This is a genomic window from Clostridium sp. CF012 (assembly GCF_018861755.1).
GTDB lineage: Bacteria > Bacillota > Clostridia > Clostridiales > Clostridiaceae > Clostridium_AD.
In genome coordinates this window covers 321136-344558 of the sequence record NZ_JAHLEF010000001.1, presented here as the reverse complement: position 1 = coordinate 344558, position 23423 = coordinate 321136, and the positions used below count along the sequence as shown (strand labels likewise).

Genomic DNA, 23423 nt, shown 5'->3' with positions numbered 1-23423 from the left:
TTTTTCACTTCAATGAAGAATTAAAGAACTAAAGAACTAAGAATTAAAGTGGAAATGGTACATAGCAATTGTACAAGGAGAACGGCAAGGAGGCATAGACGGTTGGGGATTAGTGAAACTTATAAGGACTTGAAAAATGAAATTTCAGAGGATGTAACATTAATATGCGTTTCTAAGACTAGACAAATTCATGAAATAAAAGAAGCATATACATCTGGCGCTAGAGATTTTGGGGAGAATAAAGTACAAGAATTAATGGAAAAATATGACAGCCTAGAGAAAGACATTAGATGGCACTTTATAGGGCATTTGCAGAGGAATAAGGTGAAACTCTTAGTTGGAAAAGTTCATCTTATTCACTCCTTAGATAGCATACGCTTATTAAAGGAAATTGAAAAACAATATGGTGCTAAAGATGAAATTGCTAGCGTTTTAATTCAAGTTAATATAGGGGAAGAAAATAGTAAGACTGGTATCGCTATTGAAGAAGTTGATTCATTAATACAAGCCTCAGAGAAATGTAATAACATAAAAGTTAAAGGTCTAATGGCTACAATTCCAGTTGGTAATGTGGAAGAGTGTAGGATGTACTTTGACCAGATGAAGAGTATGTATGATAATCTAAAAACTTTTAAATATAAAAATATTTCCATGGAATTTTTATCTTTAGGTATGAGTGGAGATTTTGAAATTGCACTGAAATCTGGATCTAATATGATAAGACTTGGGGAAAAAGTATTTGGGAAAAGAGATTACAATAAACTGGAGGGATAACAATGAGTAAAGTAATAAACAAGGTTATGGGTTTTTTAGGTATGGCAGAGGATGCATCGGATGAAATCGAGGAAATGGAAACAGAGGATGATAACATGGAGATTGAATCACTGATGACTGCAAACAAAAAACAAAGCAAAGTAGTGAATATTCATACCACCGCATCTACAAAAGTGGTTATTATTAAACCAGAAGATTTTGATGAAGCAACTACAATTTGTGATAACTTGAAGTCTAGAAAAATAGTAGTAGTTAACACTACAGGACTAGAAGCTAAGACTGGTCAAAGATTATTAGATTTTATTGGTGGGGCTTGTTACTCTTTAGGTGGAGACCTTCAGCAAGTAGAAAAAGGAGTATATATATTATCTCCTTCTAATATCGAAGTTAATAACGAATTAAAAAGTGAACTAAGTTCAAAAGGGATTTTTAATTGGAGCAAATAATTAGTAAAATGCAGGAGGGTATAAATTTTGATTAAATTGTTAGATATGGTTTTTAATGTTCTAGAGTTTACAATATTTGCTGAAGTGGTTTTGTCTTGGGTTTATCCAAGGGGATCAAATCAATATATAGAATTATTGCATAAAGTTTCCGGACCGCTTTTATTACCTGGTAGGAAAATTCAAGAAAAATATTTTTCAAATACAATGATAGATTTTTCACCAATAATCGCACTTGTTATGTTAATGCTTGTAAGATCAATTGTGTTTGGTTTATTGAGATAATAGGTTAATGAAATATTAGATTAAGGAATGAGCTAAATGGATAAGAACTATTTTTTAAATAGTATAAATCACGAAGATAAAAATTTGATTTCTAATATATTTAATAAAATGCAAATAGCGCAAAAAACAAATAAAGTCATATTTACTAATGATTTTTTATCGCCAGTTGTATGGAATCAAATTTCAGTCTTATGTGAAAATTATAAAATAAAATCATTTACAAATGGGATATTTAAAGATTCCGATAGGAGAATGTTGTCATTTTCATCCTATGGAGAACCTTCAATATATCCCATAAACTTATTGAAAATAAGTAATAACTCGAAATTTAGTACCCTTCTTCATAAGGATTATTTAGGTGCAATAATGTCACTCGGAATTAAAAGAGAAAAATTAGGTGACTTAATAATTAGAGATGCATCGTGCTATGTACCAGTGTGTAGCGACATTAGTAGTTATATAATTAATAATTTAAATGATATTGGTAATTCTCATTGTAGCGCACGTGAATACTCTTATACGTCACAGGATCTTCCAGAACGTAAATTTCAAGAAAAAATTGTTATATCCACCTCACTTCGCCTTGATGGCATGGTATCAGCTGTGTGTAACGTTTCAAGAAATAATTCAGTGGGGCTTATATCCACCGGTAAAATATTAGTGAATTATTTTCAGTGTTTAAAAAAAGATAAAATTATAAAGTGCAATGATACCTTAACCATTAGAGGATATGGTAAGTTCGTGGTTAAAGAGATTATGGGAACTACTCAAAAGGATCGTTTAAAAGTTGAAATAGTGCAATATATATAGTTAAGGGGGAACAGGCATGAGAATGACATCCATGGATATTAATAATAAAGAGTTTAAAAAAGGATTAAGAGGATACAGTGTTGATGAAGTTGATGAATTTTTAGATAAAGTAGCTGAAGAATATGAAATCATGTACAAAGAAAATTCGAACTTAAGAGAAAAGAACACCTTTTTAGAAGAAAAATTAGATCACCATGTTAAAATAGAATCTACAATTCAAAATACCTTAGTGCTGGCTCAAAATGCTGCAGAACAAGCAAAATCATCTGCTCAAAAGGAAGCTGAATTAATTATCAGAAGTGCAAATGATTCTTCTCAAAGAATGGTAGATAAAGCTCATGAGGATGTACTTAAGATAAATGATGAATATGATAGAATTAAACAAGAATTTGCAATGTTTAGAACTAAATTCAGGAATTTTATGAACTGTCAAGTTGAGATGTTTGAAGGATTAGAAAGTGACTATTTTAAGAGCTACAATGTAGGTAATGAAATTGTGGATAAAAAAATAGACACAAAAAATATTGTTGAATCAGAGGTTTTTAATTTAACATTAAAAAATATTGATGAAAAAGATTTTCATGACCACGACATGGAAGAAATAAAAAGTTTTTTTGCAAAGGAGTAAAAACATAGAATCTCACTCAATGGGTGAGATTTTTTATGTAGCAAATGTGATATAATATATTAGGAACTTTCAAATTAGCAAATGTTATTTGTATCGTAGAGCAAACGTAAGGAGGAATAAATAATGAATATAGGTATTATTGGAGCAATGAGTGAAGAAGTTGAATTTTTACTTAAAGATATGGATTTTGAAAGAAGTGAGATAAAGGCTAATATGAAATTTAGTCTTGGCATTATACATAATAAAAATGTAGTCATAGTTACTAGTGGCATTGGAAAAGTTAATGCTGCAGTTTGCACGCAAATTTTAATAGATGATTTTAATGTGGATTATGTTATAAATGTTGGAATTGCAGGTGGAACCGTCGATAATATATATCCTGGAGATATTGTAATAGCGGAAAATTTAGTACAACATGATATGGATACTTCTGTATTTGGTGATAGGATAGGACAAATTCCGAGACTCGATACTTTTGATTTTAAATGTGATAAAAAACTAATAGAGCATGCAATAGTAGCATGCGAGGATATAAGTGGTCATAATTATTTTGTGGGAAGAATTGTGTCAGGGGATCAATTTATTGGAAGCATTGATAAAATAAGGTGGCTTAATTCTGAGTTTGATTGTTTGGCATGTGAAATGGAAGGAGCTAGCATAGCTCAAGTATGCTATTTAAATCAAATTCCATTTATTGTTATTAGATCAATATCAGATAATGCAAATAATGGAGCCCATATGGATTATGAAAAATTTAAAGATATTGCTGTAGAGCATTCCACAAAAATTTTAAACAATATGTTAAAACTAATTTAGGAGTCTTGTTATGAAAAAATTATTAGTTAATAAAAATAGTGGGTTAGATATATTGGTGAGGGTTCAAAATGTAGTTATTGGTGGAGAAGAAAAAGTAATAATATCAGGACCTTGTTCAGTTGAAGGTTATGACAATATGCATGCCATAGCAAGTGGTTTGAAAAAGACTGGTGTACATATATTAAGGGGAGGAGCCTTTAAACCAAGAACTTCACCCTATGACTTTCAAGGATTCAAAGAAGAAGGACTGAAAATACTTAAAAGTGTTGGCAATGAATTTAATATGCCGATAGTAACAGAAGTTATGGATTCTAAGGATATAGATTTAGTACTTACTTATGCTGATATGTTACAAATAGGGTCTAGAAATATGTACAATTACAGTTTATTAAAAGAGGTTGGAAAACTAAAAACACCTATTTTGCTAAAAAGAGGCATGAGCGCAACACTTTCAGAGTGGCTTTATGCAGCAGAATATATTATGTCAAATGGTAATGAAAATGTTGTACTCTGTGAGCGAGGTATTAGAACATTTGAAACATACACAAGAAACACCTTAGATTTAGGTAGTGTTGCCGCAATTAAACACAATTATCGTATTCCAATAATTGTTGACCCAAGCCATGGAACAGGTAGAAGAGAACTCGTAGCACGGATGTCACTGGCTTCAATAGCTGCAGGTGCGGATGGATTAATGATTGAAAGTCATATTACTCCGGACAAGGCTATGTCTGACGCAAAGCAGACAGTGTCATTAGACACCGTAGATCAAATTGTGAAAAATGTAAAAAAATTGAGTTCGTGTTTAGAGACTAACATGTTAAATTATTAAAATTATTTTAAATAAGTGTAATAAAATTCACTCCATGAGAAAACATAAACCTATAGGAATTTTATCAGTTTGATATTACTACTATATTAATAACTAGAGGAGTTGTTATCATGGAAGATGAAAGATTACAATATTTTAAGCAAAGATTAATAAATGAGAAGGCGCGGGTTCGAAGTCTTATTAATCAACTTAAGCAAAATGGGGTTATAAATTCTAATAGTGAAATGGCATCTGAAATATCATTTTATGACAATCACCCCTCAGATACTGCTACCGAACTTTTTGATATGGAAAAAGGGCTAGCACTTAGGGCCAATGAGATGTCAATTATTAAAAAGATTCAAAGTGCGTTAAAGAGCATAGAAAATCACACCTATGGGAAATGTAAAAGCTGCGGCAATGATATAATTGAGGAAAGATTAGAATTTATACCTTACGCAGAGAACTGTGTGGCATGTGAAAATGACCTAGCTGATAAAAAACCAGCAGAGCAGAATGATAGACCAGTGGAAGAAGATCTACTGGGTACAACATTTAGATACAGTAGTAATGGCGGTGAAGTAGGTATAGGTGCTGAAGATACTTATATGGTAGTAGACCGTTTTAATGAATTAGATGATATTATTGAGTATTACGATGATGACGACGAAGGTGGCTACGTTGAAGCTATAGAAAAAATAAGTAATGAGCAATATAAAAATCAGTTGCCAGATTAAAAAAGTTAAATTTAAGCAATATTTTAAATTAGGCAGAATAAAAAAAAGCATATATTGCATTGAATTAGTTTAGAGGTCTTTAGTTTAAAAACATATTCCTGCAATATATGCTATTTGTTCATAATAAATAGGGGGAAAGGTATGGAACTATTAATTATTTTTTTAGGCTTAGTATTGGACAGATTAGCTAAAGTTTGGGCCCTGGGTTCACTTAAAGATAATGATGGAATTATATTAATTAAAGACTTTTTTGGACTAGAATATTTAGAAAATAGAGGAGCGGCTTTTGGCATTATGCAAAACAAAACCATATTGCTAGCCATAGTTACTCTACTGGTTATATCAGGAATGATATATTATCTTATTAAATATAAGCCAAAATCAAAATTCATAAGAATAAGTCTTGCACTGATTATAAGTGGGGCGCTGGGAAATTTATATGATAGACTATTTTATAAATATGTAGTAGACTTCATTTTAGTTCATTATAAAGATACATATTATTTTCCAACATTTAACATAGCAGATATGTTAGTAGTTGTAGGTACTTTGATTTTGGCAATTTCTATAGTAAAGGATGAGGTATAAATGGGAAATTATGAGTATAAAGTTGAGGAAGATTCAGTTGGTACAAGGTTAGATGTATTTATTTCTAATAATTTTGAAAATAAATCTAGGTCTTACATTCAAGGAATAATTGAAGGTGGAGCCGCTTTTGTAAATGGCAAATGTAGAAAAAGTAATTACAAATTAAAAGTAGATGAAATAATTATCTTGTCAATTCCAGAGCCTGTAGGGTTAGACGTTGAGGCAGAAAATATACCCTTGGACGTTATATATGAAGATAGCGATGTAATTGTAATTAATAAACCGCAGGATATGGTGGTTCACCCAGCACCAGGAAGTTATAATGGAACCTTAGTTAATGCGTTGCTATTCCATTGTAAGGACTTATCAGGCATCAATGGTGTACTAAGGCCAGGAATAGTTCATAGAATAGATAAGGATACATCTGGAGCGCTAGTAGTAGCTAAAAATGATAATGCACATAACTCCTTAGCGGAGCAGCTTAAAGATCATTCAATGACAAGAAGTTATTTAGCTCTTGTAGAAGGTATAATTAAGCAAGATGAAGGCTCAGTAGATGAACCTATTGGAAGGCATCCTAAAGATAGGATAAAAATGGCTGTAGTAGAAAGTGGCAAGAAGGCTATTACCCACTATAAAGTAATAGAAAGGTTTTATAACCATACCTTAGTAGAATGTAACTTAGAAACAGGTCGAACTCATCAAATTAGAGTACATATGGCAAAGATAGGACATCCTTTAGTAGGGGATTTGGTATATGGTTTTAAAAAACAAAGGTTTAATTTAAAAGGTCAGGTTCTTCATGCAAAAATGCTTGGATTTATACATCCAAGTACTAATGAATACATGGAATTTATTTCACCTCTTCCAGATTATTTTGAAAAAATCATAATCAAGTTAAGAAATGAGTTGAAATAGAACATAATATGTGATAATATGTTGTTAATTAAATATTTATGCCTTTAAATGTTCCAGAGAGATCATAAGGATAAAGCTAGTAGTACTATTACACGTATAGTATGCCTTTACCTTTATGGTAAAGGCTTTTTTTATTATGAAAATGAATAATATTATTTATTAGGGGGTTAGGTTATGGAATTTAAATCAGTGCTATTAGATGAAAAAGCTATAAAGAGAACATTGACAAGAGTAGCTCATGAAATTATTGAAAAAAACAAGGGAATTCAGGATATTATCCTTATAGGTATAAAAAGAAGAGGGGTACCAATTGCAAAAAGAATTGCTCTCTTAATAGAACAGATTGAAGGAACTAAAGTTCCCGTAAGCAGTGTTGATATTACTTTATATAGAGATGATCTTACCTCTATAAACGAGCAGCCAGTTTTAAATAATGCAGATTTAGGTATAGACGTGAGAGGCAAAAAAATAATTTTAGTTGATGATGTATTATATACCGGAAGAACTGCGAGAGCTGCAATTGATGCCATAATAGCCAGCGGTAGACCTCAAATGATACAACTCGCCGTTTTAGTAGATAGAGGGCATAGAGAATTACCTATTAGAGCAGATTATGTAGGGAAAAACATACCTACTTCAGGAAAAGAAATGATTTCTGTAGAGCTTTTAGAAATTGACGAAAAAGATTCAGTAAGTATTTATGAATTATAGCCTGAAGAAGATAAATAGCTTCGAAGAAGATAAATAGCTTCGAAGAAGATAAATAGCTTCGAAGAAGATAAATAGCTTCGAAGAAGATAAATAGCTTCGAAGAAGATAAATAATCTTTTAAAATAGTCCGAGAGACTAAAAGGAGGAACAAATGAATAATATTGTAGATGTTAATGAAAAATTACCAATCCTTAAGACCCTTCCCCTAAGCTTCCAGCACTTATTTGCTATGGTGGGTGCAACTATACTTGTACCAATGCTTACAGGTCTTAGTCCATCAATTGCTCTGTTTTGTAGTGGAGTGGGAACCTTATTGTATATACTATGTACAAAGGCTAAGCTTCCTGCTTATGTAGGCTCATCCTTTGCGTTTATTGGACCTATGGGTGTAGCCACAAAGGCATATGGCCAAAGTTCTATGTTATCAGGAATTATTGCTGCAGGGCTTGTATATGTAATTGTAGCACTAATTATTAAAGTCGCGGGAACAAAATGGTTAGATAGAATGTTATCTCCAGTGGTGGTAGGTTCTGTTGTAATTGTAATAGGACTAAGTCTCGCAGGCGTTGCAATAAATTGGGCAGGGTTAAATTCATCCTTTACAACACCAGCACTTGAGGGTGTATCTAGGGGTGCATGGGTATTTGTATCAATGGCAACCCTTGGAATTGCTATAATGGGTACTATGTATTTTAAAGGGTTCTTCGGAGTAGTACCTATTTTGATTGCCATGGTAATTGGATATGCACTTTGTATATTGCTCGGATTAATTCCAAAGGAAGTTCTACAAGAAATAGGGCAAGCAAAATTTTTTACAATGCCGAGTTTTGTTTTGCCGACCTTTAATATAAATGCTATTATGCTTATGGCTCCAGTGGCTTTTGTAACCCTGGCCGAACATATTGGTCATGTATATGTTACAAGTAATGTTGTAGGCCGTGACTTCACAAAAGATCCTGGGCTACATAGATCAATACTAGGTGATGGAATCGCCACAATGTTTGCAGGCTTTGTGGGAGGGCCACCTAATACCACTTACGGTGAGAATATAGGAGTTATGGCAATAACAAAGGTTTACAGTGTTTGGGTAATTGGAGGAGCTGCAATAATCGCAATTGTATTATCTTTTATAGGTCCAGTTTCTGCAGTAATAGGTAATATTCCACTTCCTGTAATCGGAGGAGTTAGTGTGATGTTATTTGGAATAATTGCTTCCTCTGGTTTTAGAATTTTTGTGGAAGATAAAGTTGATTTTAGTAAAAAGAGAAATCTTATAATTGCTTCCGTGATAATAGTTTTAGGTATTGGTGGAGGCGGTATAAAGTTTCCATTCCTAGGGGCACAGGTTGAGATTGCAGGAGTTGCTCTTGCAACTCTGGTGGGTATAATATTGAACTTAGCACTACCTGAAAAGAGTAAATCAGGAGATAATTAATAGGATTTTCAGATATAATATATAAAGTAAAAGTGCCAGTGATATTTCTGGCACTTTTATTTTTACTCCATCCTAATATAAAAATTCTAGACAATAATAACAAATAGAGATATTATAATATGAGTGATACTATCAATAAAGTATCTTAAATGAGTAACTAGCATATTTACTAGTTATTTTTAAGATGACTAATGAAAAGAAGAAATAGGAGAGATAATATATGATGTATACTTTAATTGCCACTACTACTTTTGGAATAGAAGCAGTAACAGCAAAAGAACTAAAAGCACTAGGATATGAAGATTTAAAGGTTGAAAATGGAAGAGTAACTTTTGAAGGGGATGAAATGGATATTGCTATATGCAATACTTGGCTTAGAACCGCAGAAAGACTTTTTATAAAGATGGCTGAATTTAAGGCCTTGTCTTTTGAAGAATTATTTCAAGGAACGCTGGCAGTAGATTGGGGTAATTTAATACCAGAAGATGGCAATATGCATATCGTAGGCAAATCTGTAAAATCACAACTTCACAGTGTTCCAGATTGCCAAAGTATAGTAAAAAAAGCAGTAGTAGAGTCTATGAAGAAAAAATATAATAGCGAGTGGTTTTCAGAACAAGGTCCTGAGTATAAGATAGAGGTTGCAATTTTAAGAGATATCGTAACATTATCAGTAGATACTTCAGGAGTGGGACTACATAAGAGAGGATATAGAGAATACGCTGGCGAGGCACCACTTAAAGAAACATTAGCTGCAGCCCTTGTGCTAATAAGTAAATGGGATAGCTCAAGAGTTTTAGCTGACCCACTTTGTGGTTCTGGGACTATAGCCATAGAAGCAGCTCTTATAGCGAAAAATATTGCACCAGGCATAAACAGAAAATTTGCAAGCGAAACTTGGCCATCAATGGAGGCTGAAATGTGGGAGCAAGTGAGAGACGGTGCAAGAAAAACTGTGAATAATGATGAAATTGAAATCCTTGCCTCAGATATTGATGGAGATCTACTTAGAACAGCCATAGCTAATGCTGAAAAAGCAGGAGTTAAGGAGTTTATAAAATTTCAAAAAATACCAATGCAAAGTTTTACCTCAAGGCAGAAATATGGAGTTATTATAACGAATCCACCTTATGGGGAAAGATTAGGAGAGGCAGCAGGAGTAAAAAAACTTCATATCGATCTTGGAGAGATGTATTCAAACTTAAATGAATGGTCTTGCTTTGTAATAACCGCCAATGGTGACTTTCAGAAGGACTTTGGAAAGAAAGCAGATAAAAACAGAAAATTATATAATGGAAGACTTTTATGTTACTATTACCAATATATAAAAGAAATTCCTAGGAAGAAAAAAGAAGAGTAAGAGTGTATAGGTCAAGTGATGGGGAAGAGGAATTCGCTACACCGATGTCCGACGTTGGGAGGGTTATGAGAATTTCTAAATGAAGATAAGACAAGGGATATATTACACATATATTCTTTGTCTTATCTTTCGCTGAATGAATTAGAAAGCTAATTAGATATTTTAAAAAAATCAAATCTCCAATATTTATGAAAAAATGTTCAACGTTTTTTAGTAAATGAATAAGTTTAATTTTTATGCAACGTAATAATCGTAAAATATTTCAATGTAAATGACATAGGGGGAGATAAATATGTTTAATTATAAAACACTTGAAGATACAAATATTGAAATACTACATGAAGCATTCTTAAGTGCATTTTCTGATTATCAAGTTAAAATGGACTTGCCCTTTTGGAAGTTTCAACAAATGCTTCAAAGAAGAGGCTATGTTTCAGAAATTTCCATAGGTGCATTTAAAAATCAGGTGTTAGTGGGATTTGTTTTAAATGGATTTCGAAACTGGAATGGGAAACTAACTGTGTATGACACAGGGACAGGTGTTCTAGGAGAGTATAGGAAACAAGGTATAACAAGTAATATGCTTTTAAATATCAGAGAGGTGCTTAAAGAAAAAGAAGCAGCGCAATATTTACTTGAAGTAATTCAAACCAATACATCAGCAGTTCAACTTTACAAAAAACAAGGTTTTCAGATTATAAGAAATTTAGCATGCTTTCAGTTAGATAAAAATGAATACAACCCTATGACAACCTGCAAAGTTGAACATGTTGGTAAAATTGATTCAACTAATTGGAAACAATTTATGGAATTTTGGGATTTCAAACCATCCTGGCAGAATTCTATTGATTCAATCAATGCTGCACCAGATACATTCATATATTCTATTGTACGTTTTGACGATATCATTGTTGGATATGGAATTATTGATAAGAAAACAGGAGATATTCCACAAATAGCAGTAAATAAGAATTATAGGCGTAAAGGGATTGCAAGAAGCATCGTTACGGATCTGCTAAAAAATACAGAATCATATAAGGTTGGTGTTCTTAATGTAGACGATCAATCTAAATCCACGAAAGATTTCTTAATGGTATTAGGATTTGAATATGTTGTTGGTCAATATGAAATGGTTTTAAAATTATAAATTCTTTATAAAAATGTACTCATAATCTATAAAATGTTATATGTGATTAGGTATACTGAATTCATTATTATATATAGTTTTAACAACGAAAAATAACGTATTAATTATATGATAATTAATACGTTATTTTACTTTTTGCAACCCAAAATAAACCTGTTGATATCGTTTCACCGAAGCGCAAGAACTTTTCCTTGGATGATGTAGATACATCATTAGTATGGGATTTCTCCGGGAGTGACCTTCCGTAGGTCACGTTCCAATTTTTTATTCAACTCTTTCTAAAGTACTTTCACTAGGCGTTATATACATAGTTTTATTTGTAGAGTAAATAACCATTCCAGGTTTTGCACCTGAAGGCTTCTTTACATTTTTCACCTGAGTATAATCAACTGGCACACTAGAAGAACTCTTAGATTTACTATAAAATGCTGATAAGTTTCCAGCTTCTAGTAGTGTGGTTTCAGGTATATCACCAAAATTTTTAATAATAACGTGAGAACCAGGTATTTCCTTTGTGTGAAGCCACATATCATTTTTATTGGCAAGCTTTAAGGTTAAAAAGTCATTTTGAATATTATTTCTACCTACATATATATCAATACCATCACTGGAAACAAAATGCATAGGTTTGGTTGGCTTTGCCTTTTTGTTTTTACCTTTATTATGTTTCTTAAATGTAATATAGTCAGTTTCTATTAATTCATTTTTAATATCTTCAATTCCATTATAGTTTTCTACATTTATTATGTTAGTGAGTACAGAGTGAAGATATTTCAATTCATTTTCAGTAAGGTCCATTTGTATTATAGCCATTTCTTCTGCTATCTTAAATTTATTATATTTCTTGAAGTAGTATTGAACATTTTGTGAGGGCGTTTTATTTTCATCAAGTTTGATTTTAACGTACTCCCCATTTTCACTATAATAATTAACAACACTGGCAAACTTGTCACCCTTTTTAAGGGAGTATATATTTGCAGTTAAAAGTTCACCATTTAATTTATAAGAGCCCTTGGTATCACATTCTTTTAAGGTTTCTTTAAGTATTTTTATTTTTTTATCACAACGATTAATATTATTATTAACTATCTTTTGAAGGCCTGAACTTTTAGAATTTAATCTATCGTGGTTATCCTTTTGAAAGTAAAAATTCTCTATTAATTTAGAGGGTGAATCATATTGGGCGTATTCACAATCTTTTAAAGAGGTAAGCTTAACACAATGAAAATCTTCTAATTTACCATTCATAGTATAGGAAGCTAAAAAAGTATTTTGATGCAGTGATTTAAAAATATTTTCAGTAAAATCATAAATGTGCTTAGCATGTTCTAAATCAAAATTACTATTTTCCAAAGAATACCTATAGAGGAGCTCAGAGGAAAGTTTAGAACTTATTCCTGTGAAAGTACCTGTAAAAAATTTTTCGGAGAACTGTATTTCTTTGGTGGTTATATACTCACAAAAGTCCTCATAAGTAAAATTAAAAGGATCTAGTTTTGTAGAAATAGGAGGGTATGCATATTCTACACCGGTAAATAAGACTCTAAAAGTATTGATGTCTGCTGTAACATGCTTGATGCTATCCATAACTAAATTATCACGGGTACGGACTAAGCTAATATTACTGTGCCTACCCATTATTTCAATTATAAGTGAGTATACACTATCAAAGCCTAATTCATCGCTACTTTTAAAGTCAATAACTAGCAATCTATCTGAGCTTAGTTGTCTTACATCTAAAACTGTGGCAGTATTTAAATATTTTCTTAAAACCATACAAAATATAGGTGCTTGCGCTGGATTATCCTTATTAAATTCTGTAAAATGAATTCTAGGATAATTGGAACTTGAACTTATTAATAACTTATATATTTTTCTATTTTTTTTAAAACTTAATATGATTTCATCTTTTTCTGGTTGGGTTACTTTATCAACTCTGCAATCTATAATAATATCTTTTATTTCCTCAATAAGGCTAGATAAATAAATTCCATCTAATGCCATACATACCACCCTTTCCTTCTGAAATATCGTTAAATTATCACCTGCGGTGCTACATTAGTAACAACTTTATAAATTTACACACTTATGCTTTGTAAATAATACATTATATAATATAATATTAATAAGTTAAGCTACATTTATATTATACCATTAAAGAAAATTATTGAAAAGTCATACAAGATGGGTTGCAAGGAGGAGGAACTATTTGGAAATTATAAGTTTTACGAAAATGCAGGGAACTGGAAATGATTTTATTGTTATTGAAGATTTCGAGGGTAAATATGCTAATTTAGAGGGACTGGCTATAAAACTTTGTGATAGGCATTTTGGAATAGGTGCAGATGGGATTTTAATAGTTACAAAAAGTAATATATCAGATATTCAGATGATAATTATTAATGCTGATGGTTCCTATGCATCCATGTGCGGGAATGGCATTAGGTGCTTTGCTAAATATGTTTTTGAAAAAAAATATGTGCAAGGGGAAAATATAAAAATAGAAACCGGTGATGGCGTGAAGCTGGCCAATATAAGCATTAAAGCTGGAAAAGCTGAAAGCGTAACTATAAATATGGGTAAATATAATTTTAATCCTGATAGTATTCCGGCTTTAGCTAGCTCAGAAATAATAAATAAAAATATAGAGGCTAACCATAAAGAGTATTGCATTACCTCAATGTTTATGGGAGTGCCACATACTATTGTTTTTGGTAAACAGGAAGATTATCAGGTTGAGGAAGGAAAATTTATTGAACGACACAGTCTATTTCCTGAAAAAACAAATGTGAATTTTTGTGAAATAATAGAAAGAGACAAGATAAGGGTCAAAACTTGGGAAAGAGGTGCAGGACCAACTTTAGCCTGTGGTACTGGTAGTTGTGCTGCTGTAGTAGCGGCAAACAGACTTGGGTATATTGATGAAAAGGTGGAGGTACAGGTTCCTGGTGGAGTACTTACTATAGAGATTGTTAATGATGAGGTCCTAATGGAAGGGCCAGCAGAAATAACCTTTGATGGACGTTTTTTTCTAAATTAAATTTAAAGCAACTATACTATTTAACAATAGTATAGTTGTTTTTTATTTTGTCGAAATTTTCTTCCATATAATTTTTAATTTGTCGAAAATTTCTTCCATAAAATGTGAATAAAATTCTAAAAAGGGACAAAAATTACAAAAGGATATCCTAGGAAAATTAAATATTAGAAAAGGTAGAAGAGCATGAAAAAAAATTTACTCCAATTATTATTAGACAGAAATCTAATTACACAAGAAGAATATATACAGATAAAAGAGAACTCATTTAAAAGTTATTGTAGTGAAGAACAAATAATTCTAAAGGACTTAAAAATAGATTTAAATCAGCTTATTTTAATATTGGAAAATGATTTTAACATATCCTATACAGAGCTGGAATCTAATAGTAAAAAGAATCAAGCATTTAAACTAATCTCAAAAGAGGTAGCTAATAAATATGGTTTAATACCTTTTTATGATAATAGTAACGAAGTACATGTGGCTTTTTCAAATCCCTTTGAAATAAAAGTTATTGATGAACTGAAATTTATAACAAACAAAAAAATCAAGATATTCTTTGCACTAGCTAGTAATATCTCAGAGGCTATTGGAAACTGCTATGGAAAACAAATTGTGGATGTGGCAGTAGAGGAAATGAGAAAGGAATATATGCTAGAGGTTAAAGAAAAAAATGAAGAGGCGCATTCCACTGAAAATGCCCCAGTTATAAGAATAACAAATTCCTTATTAAAGCAGGCTGTAAATACAGAGGCTAGTGACATTCATCTAGAACCTTTTAAGGAATTTGCCATACTTCGTATGAGAGTAGATGGCATTCTAAACGAAATAAACCAAATTCCAAGTAATGTATATAAATCCCTATGCACGAGAATAAAAATAATGGCAAACATGGATATAGCCACTAAATTAATTCCACAAGATGGAAAAATGACTGAAAATATAGATGGAATAGACTACGATTTTAGGGTATCCTCTCTGCCGACGATGTATGGAGAAAAGCTAGTTATAAGGGTTTTATACAAGTTAGAGAGATTTATTAATTTAGACTCATTAGGCTTTAGCTGCGATAAAGTTATGATTCTAAAGGATATATTAAAACTTTCTCATGGAATGATTGTGGTCGCAGGACCCACGGGAAGTGGAAAATCAACAACACTATATGCATTACTAAATGAAATTAATAGTAAATGTAAAAATATCATAACAATAGAAGATCCAATAGAATATAATATGCCTAGAATTAATCAAGTAAATGTAAATAATAAAGCAGGTCTTACCTTTTCAACTGGACTCCGAAGCATATTGCGGCAAGATCCAGATGTAATAATGCTTGGAGAAATAAGAGATGAAGAAACGGCACAGATTGCCGTGAGGGCATCAATAACAGGACACTTAGTATTAACAACGCTTCATACAATAGAATACTAACCGCTAAGATACCATTCAATATGCCATCGGCAAACCATGCCAAACATTATTATAATTATACAGCTAATGTATATTTAGTATTTTAATATTATTAGAAACAATGTAAAAATTTAAATATGAAAAAGGATATAAAGATATAAGAACAAAATAACTTGTATCTTTTTTTATGTTTAAAAGTATTGATTTAAGCTAACTAAATTTCTAGTAAGCAAAATATACCTTTGTCCTCATTGAGTCCCTCTACGGTTAGCAGGAAGGCAAAAACATATATAACAATTATTGTGTAATTACAACATTTACCTTATACTATAAAATATAGGGAGATGATGAAATTGAAAAAACTAAAAAACAATAAACTATTATCATTATTTGTATTACTTTTATTTCTAACAACTACAATACAATTTAGTATTCCAGTCCAAGCAGCAAATACCAATCTAAAAGTACACTATATAGATGTTGGTCAAGCTGATTCAATCTTGATTCAGCAAGGTAATGAAAATATGTTAATAGATGCAGGAAACAACGCAGATGATAAATTAGTAGTAGATTATCTGAAAAAACAAGGTGTTAAAAAGATTGATGTGCTGATAGGTACTCATTTAGATGAAGACCATATAGGAGGACTTGACACAGTTATAAAGACATTTAACATAGGTAAAATTTATATGCCAAAAGTTACTAAAACGACAGATACGTTTAAAGATGTTGTATTAGCAATTAAGTCTAAAAATATGAAAGTATCTGTGCCAAAGGTAGGAGAAACATTCAAAATAGGAACTTCAGAATGTACAATTTTAGCACCAAATGCAGAAGCTTATGATAATTCTAATAATTACTCAATTGTTACTAAGTTGAAGTATGGTAATACAAGTTTCATATTCATGGGTGATGCTGAAGAAATAAGCGAGGGACAAATACTTCAAAAGCAATTAGATATTTCAGCAGATGTAATAAAAATAGGACATCATGGAAGCAAAACTTCAACAGGCCAAAAATTCTTAGAAGAAGTTAATCCTAAATATGCAGTTATTTCATGTGGAAAAGGGAACTCATATGGTCATCCTCAACAATCTACTATGAGTTTATTAAAATCTAAAAATATACCGGTCTATAGAACTGATGAAGCAGGGACTATTGTAGCCACTTCAGACGGAAAAACAATTACATTTGATAAAAAGGTAGGCAGTTATAATATAGGCTCTATAATAAAGAAACCTACTGGGTTAAAAGTAATTACTCCAATTAAGAAACCAATTATTATACCTAAGAAAACTATACCTAAGAAAGTTGCACCAGTTGTTAAGAAACCAATTATTAAGAAAGTTACACCTACTACAAAAACAACTAGTCAATCAGTATTTGTAACTAAATCAGGTAAAAAATATCATTTAGGAAATTGTAGTAGTTTAAGTAAAAGTAAAATTTCAATCAGTCTTAAAGATGCCAAAGCAAAGGGATTTACGCCATGTAGTAAATGTCATCCACCTCAATAATATAGCTCCATAGAATAAAAGGCTTAGTATAGAAATATACTGAGCCTTTTTTGAGTTGATTTAAGCCATTGTAATTAGAGGGTATATAATTATATAAAGTGTAGGCTAAAGTGGCTATAAACAGGTGGTAGACAAGCAAAAACAATATGTATATATAATGTTTAACCATAGACCATAAATACATTCCCTTTATCATCTTTTATTTTAAGCATAAATATATATCTTCCTTTTCAACAAACAAAATTTTTATATTAACTGCATAGAAATAATAATCTAACCTAATATTTTTTCTATGCAGCTTAATTTAAATTTGTAGTACATTATCCGGTCTTTTTGAGTATCAGAAGTAAACCTAAAAGATATTAACATTAATGTCAGTCCCGCTAATATTTCTCTCATATATTGATTAATATCTATTCCTTTTATTAATACTACAATAGCCAGAACCAAAGTATAATATGGAAATCTTATTGAAACAAAATTATCTATACTATGTAGTTCTATATGAAGAATAGCCATTTCTAATTCATATTTTTCATTAATTAAATCATTTTTGGACATTTTTCTTAACTCTTTTACAACATTGATTTTTATATCAGATAACTTTTTATTCTTAGATAATGATATTTTTAAATCTTTTTTAGCTTGTCTATATATAATTTGACTTACACTATACCAAAACATATTTTTTCACTACTCCTTTTCCATAAAAACTACCGTTATTACATCATTGGTATTATTTCTTTAACTCCTTTAAGTGCTTTTGCAATTTTGGTCATAGCTGAATTTTCTTCTAGGTAATGCAGTCCTTCGAGAGTAATATGAGGATCGCATGGTTTAAACTCTGGAAATGATTGTCCAATACATTGGAAAAATTCCACTCCATCAATTAACCCGTTATCTACCATCATTTTTATAATACGACTCAATCGCATCTCAGATATCCCCATTGATTCGTGATTGATAGTATCAAAATCAAAACTCTCTTCATCCATAGCATCTTCTAGTTTCTTTAGAATTTTATAAATTGTTTTAAAGTTATCCATTTTTAAATCCTCCTATTAAGATATTATAGTTATATTATACCATGTTTTCCTTTTCTTTTTTTATCTCGTAAATTTCATACTTCACGATGATGAAAGTCAATGAAATCATATCCATATAAGCATATAATTTCAAAGGTATACAATTATATTATAAGACACATAAGAACACTCCTAGGAGCCCACAGACAAGGTAAAAGGGTGCTGTAATAACGTAATACTCTTATGGTTACAAAGCACAAAATTACCATAAAATAAATATTGACAATTAAACAATAATGTACATATTTTGATATATTTAACTAATACTAACTATATAATTTTTATATTGGAGGTTAGTGTTAATGGAAGAAATTATAACTGTAAATAATCCTAACGTGTTACGATTTATTATACACCATGATATTAAAAAACTTCGATTAATTGTAAAAACGAATACCTCTAAAAATGTAAAAGCAGATACCGAAATAATGAATATTTTTGATAAATACCTATTGAAAAAGTATAAAATAATTATATTCGAATCTGGAACAGAAGATCCCCGAATATTATTTGACAAAATACTAGAAGACGGTATACAAAAATTAATAAAAGCTAATGCAAGAGTTTAGTTTTGCATTTTACTTTTTGGTGATTAATCACTTTAAATATTGGAGGGTAGGCTTATGGAAGAGGTTGTAAAAGTAAAAAATTCTAGTGTCTTACGGTTTATTATAAATCATGGCACTAAACAGATTGATTTAGACGTAAGAACAGACACTGTTAAAAATGTGAAAACAGATAGTGAAATAAAAAGTATTTTTGATACTTATCTGTTAAAAAAGTATAGAGTAACTATATTCGAATCTGGCAAAGAAGATCCACGAATTTTTATTGATAAGATATTAGATGATGCCATACAAAAATTAATAAAAGCAAATGCAAGGGTGCTGGAGGAGAATCAGCATGATTGAGTATAAACAAAATCAAAAGATTACTGACTTAATTGATATAACTCAAGAAGAACTTAGTGTAATAGAAGCTAACATATCAATAGGAGAAATCAAAACTATATATAGTGATGAGGATATACGAATTTGTATATTAAAAGAAAGACGTAATAAAATTCATAGAATAGTATTTTGGTACGGAGATAAACCATTTACTGAAATTTTTAAAGAAATGGTTAAAATAGCATATCCAAATTAATTTTATAAATAATACGAAAGGGTGATATTAATGGCAGTAGTAGTTGAATATGAAGATGGTTGCAAAATAATTAATAGATATAATGATTATTCTCCAGAGGAAGCTATAAAAGCACATGAGAAAATATTATCAGATTTATATAAACTGTTTTCCAAAAGGGATACTAAACAGGAGTGAATGTTTGTTGAAAGAGGGTAAACGAGTATGGAAAATTTATTTAGGAGTCTTAATGTGGCAGAGTATAAGAAAGGCCAGAAAATTACTGATTTAATAGACATAACGCAAGCAGAACTTGAAGACATAATTAAGAATATGGCAGTAAGAGAATACAAGACTATTTATAATGATAAGGATATGAGCATTGATTTATTAAAAGAGAGAAAGAATAAGACACATAAGATAGTAGCTAGGTATGGAGATAGGCCATTCGTAGATTGTTTTAAAGAGATACTAGAATTAGCAAACCTTAATGGGGTGGATAAATAACAATTGGGAGGTATAATATTACTATGAACAAAGAGCAGCAAAAAGAATTTATCGAAAAACTATGCGATAATCTAAAATTAACTATGCTCAACAAACTTGACAGTATGCCGGGCTGGGGAGATATGGAAATTAGACAATACATGAGCGACAAGGCACAACAGTTTAATCCTGTTAGAATGACCAGGACTAGAATGCGAAAGTACAAAGATGACATTGAAAAATATAAATTATAGTATTTGAAAGGATATTGCGGTATTCAGACGATAAAGGAAACATTAAAAAATCAGCTTATTCTTAATAAAGGTGTAAAACTATAAAGGAGGATGCTATGCAAACAGTTGATTATAGACATGGTTTTACTATTACTAACAATTACCCTGATTTAACACCTGAGCAAAAAAAACGAGCTAATGAAAATTTGCTTGAAAAATTATATGAAATATTATACACTGACCACGAAAATCAGGTCTGAAATATTTAAAGAAATGGTAAAAATAGCAGGCACATAATAAAATCCACCCTAAGATAATTATTTAGATTATCCAGGGTGGTTTTTATATTATTTTGGTTCTACACTTAAATAATTAGTGTTAACTGGATCATTATCAATATCTGAAAGCTTATTGAACTCATATTTAGATTGACATAATTTTTCAAGAGAATATATTATTTCCTTTTGTAAATTCACATTAGTAACAGTATGGAGCGGTATGGATAGTAGCCTTAAAAAGAACCTATATATAGTAGGGTTATTATTATCTATATTGAATAGACCTCTAAGAGTCGTTAATACCTCCTCAGCTGAATGGTTTTTACTATAATCCTCAGTATCAAAAGATTCCTCCAAAAGAGAAGTAAGTTTTTCGCTTATCTGATTAATAGTATCCTCCATTTCTTTTTTCTTATTAAAAGAGTAATCTGAATTATAATCCATTTCTTTATTTGAAACAAAGCTTCTTAAGACTTCATTTTCTTCTAATTCCTCTTCAGTATAAAAATCTGATGCACTTGGAATGTCAGCATTATTAGAATCTTCTTTTGTCTGAGTCACCCAAGCGGCCTTGTAGCATTGTTCAAGAGTAAAGACATTTTTAATCATGTTGGAGTTTATTACATTATTATTTATATCATCCGGCAATTCAACGCCCATGAGGTATAAATAATAATCAAGTAGTTTAATATCTATCAAATTTAATTGCTCATAAATTTTCCTTGAGGTCTCCCACTCCACCTTTCTAACTCTTCCATTTAAAATTTGATTAATATAACTAGGGCTTTTGTTAATCTTTTCTGATAAAGTCCTTCCAGAAATACCTACACTGTTCATTTGTTGTTTTAACTCACTTGAAAACAGTTTCCAATTCATTATGAATCACCTCTATTTAAATTATAAATCATAATGAATAGTAAAACAATAAAAAAATATAAAATTATTTAAAAAAACTCTTGACTATCCATTATGGATAATATATAATTCATTGTATCGGGAGTACATTATACAAAATGGATAACGAGGAGGTAAACAAATGTCCATATACATTTTACAGGACTATATTTTTTACTGTAAATTAGACAATATAAATCCGACACCAACAGGCCTAAAACTATATAAATCTAAATTCTGGAGGTAATAAACTAGCTTATCTAAAACCTCTTACAAGCGATTTAAATTTCAGACTATAATTATGTCTACTTAAAGGATATAGTTGCTCACAGATTATTATATCTAGTAAGAAACATGGTAGTACAAGCCTTAAAAGGCATCAAAGACACTTTGAAAAAATAATAAAAAAATAGGGGGATAACAAAATGAGTATAAAAGGATTAAAAAGAGCACCAGCGGTTAAGGATTTTAAGGGAATGAACATCTTGGGGAACCTTGTCTATCACAAAGAGGCAATAAAGAGAGAACAGGACATAAAGAAAAGAGAATTCCATAAAAGAAGACTTATAGAGTTAAAAATAGAGTTAGAAAATCTAAAAATAGTGGTTTAAAACAAAAGCTATCTGCAACGCAGTAGTTTAATATCAAGAAATTATTAACCTAGCAACGCTAGATACTAAGAGGAGAATGTTAAGAATGAGTAAAACAAGCTATTATCGGTGGGAGATTTACATGGCAGATTGTTCAAAATACAAGATGGAAAATCATTTTGTGGTTATAGTAGGTAATTTTAAAATGAACCATAAAAGTAAAAGTATCCATTGTTGCTTGATAACTTCCCAATTAAATAATCTTAAAAGTAGGGTTAACATAAATCTACTTAAACCGTCACAAATAGCTTGTGAAACTATTCTTACATTAAACAAAACAGAATTACTATATAAATTAACAGACATAAAAGATATTTTTACTCAATTGGAAATAGAAAAATGCTTAGAAATTCAACTCCAACTTAGTAATGATTTTATAAATACAGACATTTTACAAATAGAGAATTTTCTTGAGGAAGGAGTTCTACAAATGAGTGATAACAGTATTTTAGTAAATTTACGAAATAATATATGCAACTTAGCAGTAGAAAATAGGTATGAGGAAGCTATAATTTTGTGTAACGAATCAATACAAACAGCTTCAGTTTCTAATCTTGAAAATAGAAATGATTTTTTATGGCACAGCACTTATCATCGTTCACTAATGTTTAGTAAACTTGGAAATAATGAAATCGCCCTAGAGGACGCAAGAGAGAGTTTAAAATATATTGGGAGTCTTAGAAATGTTTTAAACAACCGATATAGTTACAGTATGTGGAGAATATCGAATTGTGATGAAAATATAGGTGATATAGATGGAGCAATTCGAACATATAAAAATCTAAGTATTTACTATAAAAGGGTCGGTAAAGCATCAATGCGAATTGAAATGTTGTTTAACGTCGCTAGATTAAAAAATAATATACCAAAAATGAAATACTTAATAAAACTAGTGCAAACAATGGAATTCAATGAAAGAGATACCAACAAAACAAAAGAAACTTTACTAGAAGACATGAGGAAAGATTTATTAAAAATGCAATAAGATGTCTGTATAATAACAGATATTTTAAATATAAAATTTTAGGAGGTTTATCAGATATGATGAACAAGAAAGCAAAAAGGAACTTAAAAAAAGTAATTGCAGGAGGAGCAATGGCACTGACATTAACAATGGTGGTGCCCACGGTAACTGTACTAGCTACAGATTCACCTATTGTATGGTCAATTAAACAACCAACAGTGTCAAAGTAATCATTAGCAGCAAATAGAAGTCTTGGGGTGATTAACACTCACCCTGGCACC

At 30.8% G+C, this 23423-nt stretch carries 31 protein-coding genes; 27 read left to right on the top strand and 4 right to left on the bottom strand.

The genetic code is table 11. The features are described from left to right. Positions 1-102: 102 nt before the first annotated feature. The 14 genes from KPL50_RS01780 to KPL50_RS01715 all read left to right on the top strand — a co-directional run bounded on the left by KPL50_RS01780 (position 103) and on the right by KPL50_RS01715 (position 11463). A complete protein-coding gene (locus tag KPL50_RS01780; protein WP_253200402.1) occupies positions 103-774 on the top strand; it encodes a YggS family pyridoxal phosphate-dependent enzyme in 672 nt (223 codons plus the stop codon). Positions 775-776: 2 nt separating this feature from the next. Continuing rightward, on the top strand, positions 777-1220 hold the full coding sequence (locus tag KPL50_RS01775; protein ID WP_216296709.1) for a cell division protein SepF: 444 nt from the start codon (positions 777-779) through the stop codon (positions 1218-1220). Positions 1221-1247: 27 nt separating this feature from the next. Further along, complete coding sequence (locus KPL50_RS01770) at positions 1248-1502, top strand: YggT family protein (RefSeq protein ID WP_253200401.1); 255 nt, start codon at positions 1248-1250, stop codon at positions 1500-1502. 36 nt (positions 1503-1538) lie between these two features. Then, positions 1539-2312 carry an RNA-binding protein gene (locus tag KPL50_RS01765; RefSeq protein WP_216296708.1) on the top strand — a complete coding sequence of 258 codons (774 nt, stop codon included), beginning with the start codon at positions 1539-1541 and terminating at the stop codon, positions 2310-2312. Positions 2313-2328: 16 nt separating this feature from the next. Continuing rightward, positions 2329-2940 (top strand): DivIVA domain-containing protein, encoded by a 612-nt coding sequence (locus KPL50_RS01760; RefSeq protein ID WP_216296707.1) that lies wholly within the window; start codon positions 2329-2331, stop codon positions 2938-2940. Positions 2941-3063: 123 nt separating this feature from the next. Continuing rightward, the gene (locus tag KPL50_RS01755) at positions 3064-3756 is read left to right on the top strand and encodes a 5'-methylthioadenosine/adenosylhomocysteine nucleosidase (protein ID WP_216296706.1); all 693 of its coding nucleotides are present in this window, start codon (positions 3064-3066) and stop codon (positions 3754-3756) included. A gap of 10 nt (positions 3757-3766) precedes the next feature. Further along, a complete protein-coding gene (gene aroF / locus KPL50_RS01750) occupies positions 3767-4588 on the top strand; it encodes a 3-deoxy-7-phosphoheptulonate synthase (protein WP_216296705.1) in 822 nt (273 codons plus the stop codon). 110 nt (positions 4589-4698) lie between these two features. Continuing rightward, positions 4699-5304 (top strand): TraR/DksA C4-type zinc finger protein, encoded by a 606-nt coding sequence (locus tag KPL50_RS01745; protein ID WP_216296704.1) that lies wholly within the window; start codon positions 4699-4701, stop codon positions 5302-5304. A gap of 141 nt (positions 5305-5445) precedes the next feature. Beyond that, positions 5446-5892: a signal peptidase II gene (gene lspA, locus KPL50_RS01740; protein WP_216296703.1), complete on the top strand. Its 447-nt coding sequence runs from the start codon at positions 5446-5448 to the stop codon at positions 5890-5892. Continuing rightward, on the top strand, positions 5893-6810 hold the full coding sequence (locus tag KPL50_RS01735) for an RluA family pseudouridine synthase (RefSeq protein ID WP_216296702.1): 918 nt from the start codon (positions 5893-5895) through the stop codon (positions 6808-6810). A 174-nt stretch (positions 6811-6984) separates the two neighbouring features. Further along, a complete protein-coding gene (gene pyrR, locus KPL50_RS01730) occupies positions 6985-7521 on the top strand; it encodes a bifunctional pyr operon transcriptional regulator/uracil phosphoribosyltransferase PyrR (RefSeq protein ID WP_216296701.1) in 537 nt (178 codons plus the stop codon). A gap of 151 nt (positions 7522-7672) precedes the next feature. Next, positions 7673-8956: a uracil permease gene (gene uraA / locus KPL50_RS01725; protein WP_216296700.1), complete on the top strand. Its 1284-nt coding sequence runs from the start codon at positions 7673-7675 to the stop codon at positions 8954-8956. Between the two features lie 220 nt (positions 8957-9176). Further along, positions 9177-10316 carry a class I SAM-dependent RNA methyltransferase gene (locus KPL50_RS01720; protein WP_216296699.1) on the top strand — a complete coding sequence of 380 codons (1140 nt, stop codon included), beginning with the start codon at positions 9177-9179 and terminating at the stop codon, positions 10314-10316. Positions 10317-10608: 292 nt separating this feature from the next. Then, entirely contained in the window at positions 10609-11463 is an 855-nt protein-coding gene (locus KPL50_RS01715; protein WP_216296698.1) for a GNAT family N-acetyltransferase, read from the top strand. A gap of 264 nt (positions 11464-11727) precedes the next feature. Here the strand turns inward: KPL50_RS01715 and KPL50_RS01710 are convergent, their stop codons facing one another. Further along, positions 11728-13467 (bottom strand): NFACT family protein, encoded by a 1740-nt coding sequence (locus KPL50_RS01710; protein ID WP_216296697.1) that lies wholly within the window; start codon positions 13465-13467, stop codon positions 11728-11730. 214 nt (positions 13468-13681) lie between these two features. Between KPL50_RS01710 and dapF the strand changes: the two genes are divergently transcribed. The 3 genes from dapF to KPL50_RS01695 all read left to right on the top strand — a co-directional run bounded on the left by dapF (position 13682) and on the right by KPL50_RS01695 (position 17427). Then, on the top strand, positions 13682-14503 hold the full coding sequence (gene dapF, locus KPL50_RS01705) for a diaminopimelate epimerase (RefSeq protein ID WP_216296893.1): 822 nt from the start codon (positions 13682-13684) through the stop codon (positions 14501-14503). Between the two features lie 183 nt (positions 14504-14686). Beyond that, a complete protein-coding gene (locus KPL50_RS01700; RefSeq protein WP_216296696.1) occupies positions 14687-15931 on the top strand; it encodes a GspE/PulE family protein in 1245 nt (414 codons plus the stop codon). 332 nt (positions 15932-16263) lie between these two features. Continuing rightward, positions 16264-17427 (top strand): ComEC/Rec2 family competence protein, encoded by a 1164-nt coding sequence (locus tag KPL50_RS01695; RefSeq protein WP_253200400.1) that lies wholly within the window; start codon positions 16264-16266, stop codon positions 17425-17427. 273 nt (positions 17428-17700) lie between these two features. Here the strand turns inward: KPL50_RS01695 and KPL50_RS01690 are convergent, their stop codons facing one another. Both KPL50_RS01690 and KPL50_RS01685 read right to left on the bottom strand, forming a co-directional pair. Beyond that, on the bottom strand, positions 17701-18111 hold the full coding sequence (locus KPL50_RS01690; protein WP_216296694.1) for a hypothetical protein: 411 nt from the start codon (positions 18109-18111) through the stop codon (positions 17701-17703). 38 nt (positions 18112-18149) lie between these two features. Next, complete coding sequence (locus tag KPL50_RS01685) at positions 18150-18473, bottom strand: YjcQ family protein (protein WP_216296693.1); 324 nt, start codon at positions 18471-18473, stop codon at positions 18150-18152. Between the two features lie 341 nt (positions 18474-18814). Between KPL50_RS01685 and KPL50_RS01680 the strand changes: the two genes are divergently transcribed. The 7 genes from KPL50_RS01680 (at position 18815) to KPL50_RS01650 (ending at position 20616) form a co-directional block, all read left to right on the top strand. Beyond that, positions 18815-19081, top strand: a complete 267-nt coding sequence (locus tag KPL50_RS01680; protein ID WP_216296692.1) for a hypothetical protein — start codon at positions 18815-18817, stop codon at positions 19079-19081. Between the two features lie 54 nt (positions 19082-19135). Next, positions 19136-19423: a hypothetical protein gene (locus tag KPL50_RS01675; RefSeq protein WP_216296691.1), complete on the top strand. Its 288-nt coding sequence runs from the start codon at positions 19136-19138 to the stop codon at positions 19421-19423. Further along, on the top strand, positions 19416-19658 hold the full coding sequence (locus KPL50_RS01670) for a hypothetical protein (protein ID WP_216296690.1): 243 nt from the start codon (positions 19416-19418) through the stop codon (positions 19656-19658). The genes KPL50_RS01675 and KPL50_RS01670 overlap by 8 nt, the downstream gene beginning before the upstream one ends. Positions 19659-19688: 30 nt before the next feature. Next, complete coding sequence (locus KPL50_RS01665) at positions 19689-19835, top strand: hypothetical protein (RefSeq protein ID WP_216296689.1); 147 nt, start codon at positions 19689-19691, stop codon at positions 19833-19835. A 27-nt stretch (positions 19836-19862) separates the two neighbouring features. Further along, positions 19863-20144, top strand: coding sequence for a hypothetical protein (locus KPL50_RS01660; protein WP_216296688.1), 282 nt, complete (start codon positions 19863-19865; stop codon positions 20142-20144). Positions 20145-20167: 23 nt separating this feature from the next. Next, positions 20168-20377 carry a hypothetical protein gene (locus KPL50_RS01655; RefSeq protein WP_216296687.1) on the top strand — a complete coding sequence of 70 codons (210 nt, stop codon included), beginning with the start codon at positions 20168-20170 and terminating at the stop codon, positions 20375-20377. A gap of 95 nt (positions 20378-20472) precedes the next feature. Continuing rightward, positions 20473-20616, top strand: a complete 144-nt coding sequence (locus KPL50_RS01650) for a hypothetical protein (RefSeq protein ID WP_216296686.1) — start codon at positions 20473-20475, stop codon at positions 20614-20616. An 87-nt stretch (positions 20617-20703) separates the two neighbouring features. Here KPL50_RS01650 and KPL50_RS01645 read toward each other — a convergent pair whose 3' ends face one another. After that, positions 20704-21510 carry a helix-turn-helix transcriptional regulator gene (locus KPL50_RS01645; protein WP_216296685.1) on the bottom strand — a complete coding sequence of 269 codons (807 nt, stop codon included), beginning with the start codon at positions 21508-21510 and terminating at the stop codon, positions 20704-20706. Between the two features lie 443 nt (positions 21511-21953). Here KPL50_RS01645 and KPL50_RS01640 point away from each other — a divergent pair, with 443 nt between their 5' ends. The 3 genes from KPL50_RS01640 to KPL50_RS01630 all read left to right on the top strand — a co-directional run bounded on the left by KPL50_RS01640 (position 21954) and on the right by KPL50_RS01630 (position 23372). Beyond that, a complete protein-coding gene (locus KPL50_RS01640) occupies positions 21954-22139 on the top strand; it encodes a hypothetical protein (protein WP_216296684.1) in 186 nt (61 codons plus the stop codon). Positions 22140-22224: 85 nt separating this feature from the next. Beyond that, complete coding sequence (locus tag KPL50_RS01635) at positions 22225-23163, top strand: type II toxin-antitoxin system PemK/MazF family toxin (RefSeq protein WP_216296683.1); 939 nt, start codon at positions 22225-22227, stop codon at positions 23161-23163. A gap of 56 nt (positions 23164-23219) precedes the next feature. Continuing rightward, a complete protein-coding gene (locus KPL50_RS01630; RefSeq protein ID WP_216296682.1) occupies positions 23220-23372 on the top strand; it encodes a hypothetical protein in 153 nt (50 codons plus the stop codon). Positions 23373-23423 lie beyond the last annotated feature (51 nt).

What these genes read in the sequence shown, in the direction of transcription:
- KPL50_RS01775 (WP_216296709.1), top strand. Translation starts at nt 777, where the DNA reads ATGAGTAAAGTAATAAACAAGGTTATGGGTTTTTTAGGTATGGCAGAG.
- KPL50_RS01765 (WP_216296708.1), top strand. Translation starts at nt 1,539, where the DNA reads ATGGATAAGAACTATTTTTTAAATAGTATAAATCACGAAGATAAAAAT.
- KPL50_RS01760 (WP_216296707.1), top strand. Translation starts at nt 2,329, where the DNA reads ATGAGAATGACATCCATGGATATTAATAATAAAGAGTTTAAAAAAGGA.
- KPL50_RS01755 (WP_216296706.1), top strand. Translation starts at nt 3,064, where the DNA reads ATGAATATAGGTATTATTGGAGCAATGAGTGAAGAAGTTGAATTTTTA.
- aroF (WP_216296705.1), top strand. Translation starts at nt 3,767, where the DNA reads ATGAAAAAATTATTAGTTAATAAAAATAGTGGGTTAGATATATTGGTG.
- KPL50_RS01745 (WP_216296704.1), top strand. Translation starts at nt 4,699, where the DNA reads ATGGAAGATGAAAGATTACAATATTTTAAGCAAAGATTAATAAATGAG.
- lspA (WP_216296703.1), top strand. Translation starts at nt 5,446, where the DNA reads ATGGAACTATTAATTATTTTTTTAGGCTTAGTATTGGACAGATTAGCT.
- KPL50_RS01735 (WP_216296702.1), top strand. Translation starts at nt 5,893, where the DNA reads ATGGGAAATTATGAGTATAAAGTTGAGGAAGATTCAGTTGGTACAAGG.
- pyrR (WP_216296701.1), top strand. Translation starts at nt 6,985, where the DNA reads ATGGAATTTAAATCAGTGCTATTAGATGAAAAAGCTATAAAGAGAACA.
- uraA (WP_216296700.1), top strand. Translation starts at nt 7,673, where the DNA reads ATGAATAATATTGTAGATGTTAATGAAAAATTACCAATCCTTAAGACC.
- KPL50_RS01720 (WP_216296699.1), top strand. Translation starts at nt 9,177, where the DNA reads ATGATGTATACTTTAATTGCCACTACTACTTTTGGAATAGAAGCAGTA.
- KPL50_RS01715 (WP_216296698.1), top strand. Translation starts at nt 10,609, where the DNA reads ATGTTTAATTATAAAACACTTGAAGATACAAATATTGAAATACTACAT.
- KPL50_RS01710 (WP_216296697.1), bottom strand. Translation starts at nt 13,467, where the DNA reads ATGGCATTAGATGGAATTTATTTATCTAGCCTTATTGAGGAAATAAAA.
- KPL50_RS01700 (WP_216296696.1), top strand. Translation starts at nt 14,687, where the DNA reads ATGAAAAAAAATTTACTCCAATTATTATTAGACAGAAATCTAATTACA.
- KPL50_RS01690 (WP_216296694.1), bottom strand. Translation starts at nt 18,111, where the DNA reads ATGTTTTGGTATAGTGTAAGTCAAATTATATATAGACAAGCTAAAAAA.
- KPL50_RS01685 (WP_216296693.1), bottom strand. Translation starts at nt 18,473, where the DNA reads ATGGATAACTTTAAAACAATTTATAAAATTCTAAAGAAACTAGAAGAT.
- KPL50_RS01680 (WP_216296692.1), top strand. Translation starts at nt 18,815, where the DNA reads ATGGAAGAAATTATAACTGTAAATAATCCTAACGTGTTACGATTTATT.
- KPL50_RS01675 (WP_216296691.1), top strand. Translation starts at nt 19,136, where the DNA reads ATGGAAGAGGTTGTAAAAGTAAAAAATTCTAGTGTCTTACGGTTTATT.
- KPL50_RS01670 (WP_216296690.1), top strand. Translation starts at nt 19,416, where the DNA reads ATGATTGAGTATAAACAAAATCAAAAGATTACTGACTTAATTGATATA.
- KPL50_RS01665 (WP_216296689.1), top strand. Translation starts at nt 19,689, where the DNA reads ATGGCAGTAGTAGTTGAATATGAAGATGGTTGCAAAATAATTAATAGA.
- KPL50_RS01660 (WP_216296688.1), top strand. Translation starts at nt 19,863, where the DNA reads ATGGAAAATTTATTTAGGAGTCTTAATGTGGCAGAGTATAAGAAAGGC.
- KPL50_RS01655 (WP_216296687.1), top strand. Translation starts at nt 20,168, where the DNA reads ATGAACAAAGAGCAGCAAAAAGAATTTATCGAAAAACTATGCGATAAT.
- KPL50_RS01650 (WP_216296686.1), top strand. Translation starts at nt 20,473, where the DNA reads ATGCAAACAGTTGATTATAGACATGGTTTTACTATTACTAACAATTAC.
- KPL50_RS01645 (WP_216296685.1), bottom strand. Translation starts at nt 21,510, where the DNA reads ATGAATTGGAAACTGTTTTCAAGTGAGTTAAAACAACAAATGAACAGT.
- KPL50_RS01640 (WP_216296684.1), top strand. Translation starts at nt 21,954, where the DNA reads ATGAGTATAAAAGGATTAAAAAGAGCACCAGCGGTTAAGGATTTTAAG.
- KPL50_RS01635 (WP_216296683.1), top strand. Translation starts at nt 22,225, where the DNA reads ATGAGTAAAACAAGCTATTATCGGTGGGAGATTTACATGGCAGATTGT.
- KPL50_RS01630 (WP_216296682.1), top strand. Translation starts at nt 23,220, where the DNA reads ATGATGAACAAGAAAGCAAAAAGGAACTTAAAAAAAGTAATTGCAGGA.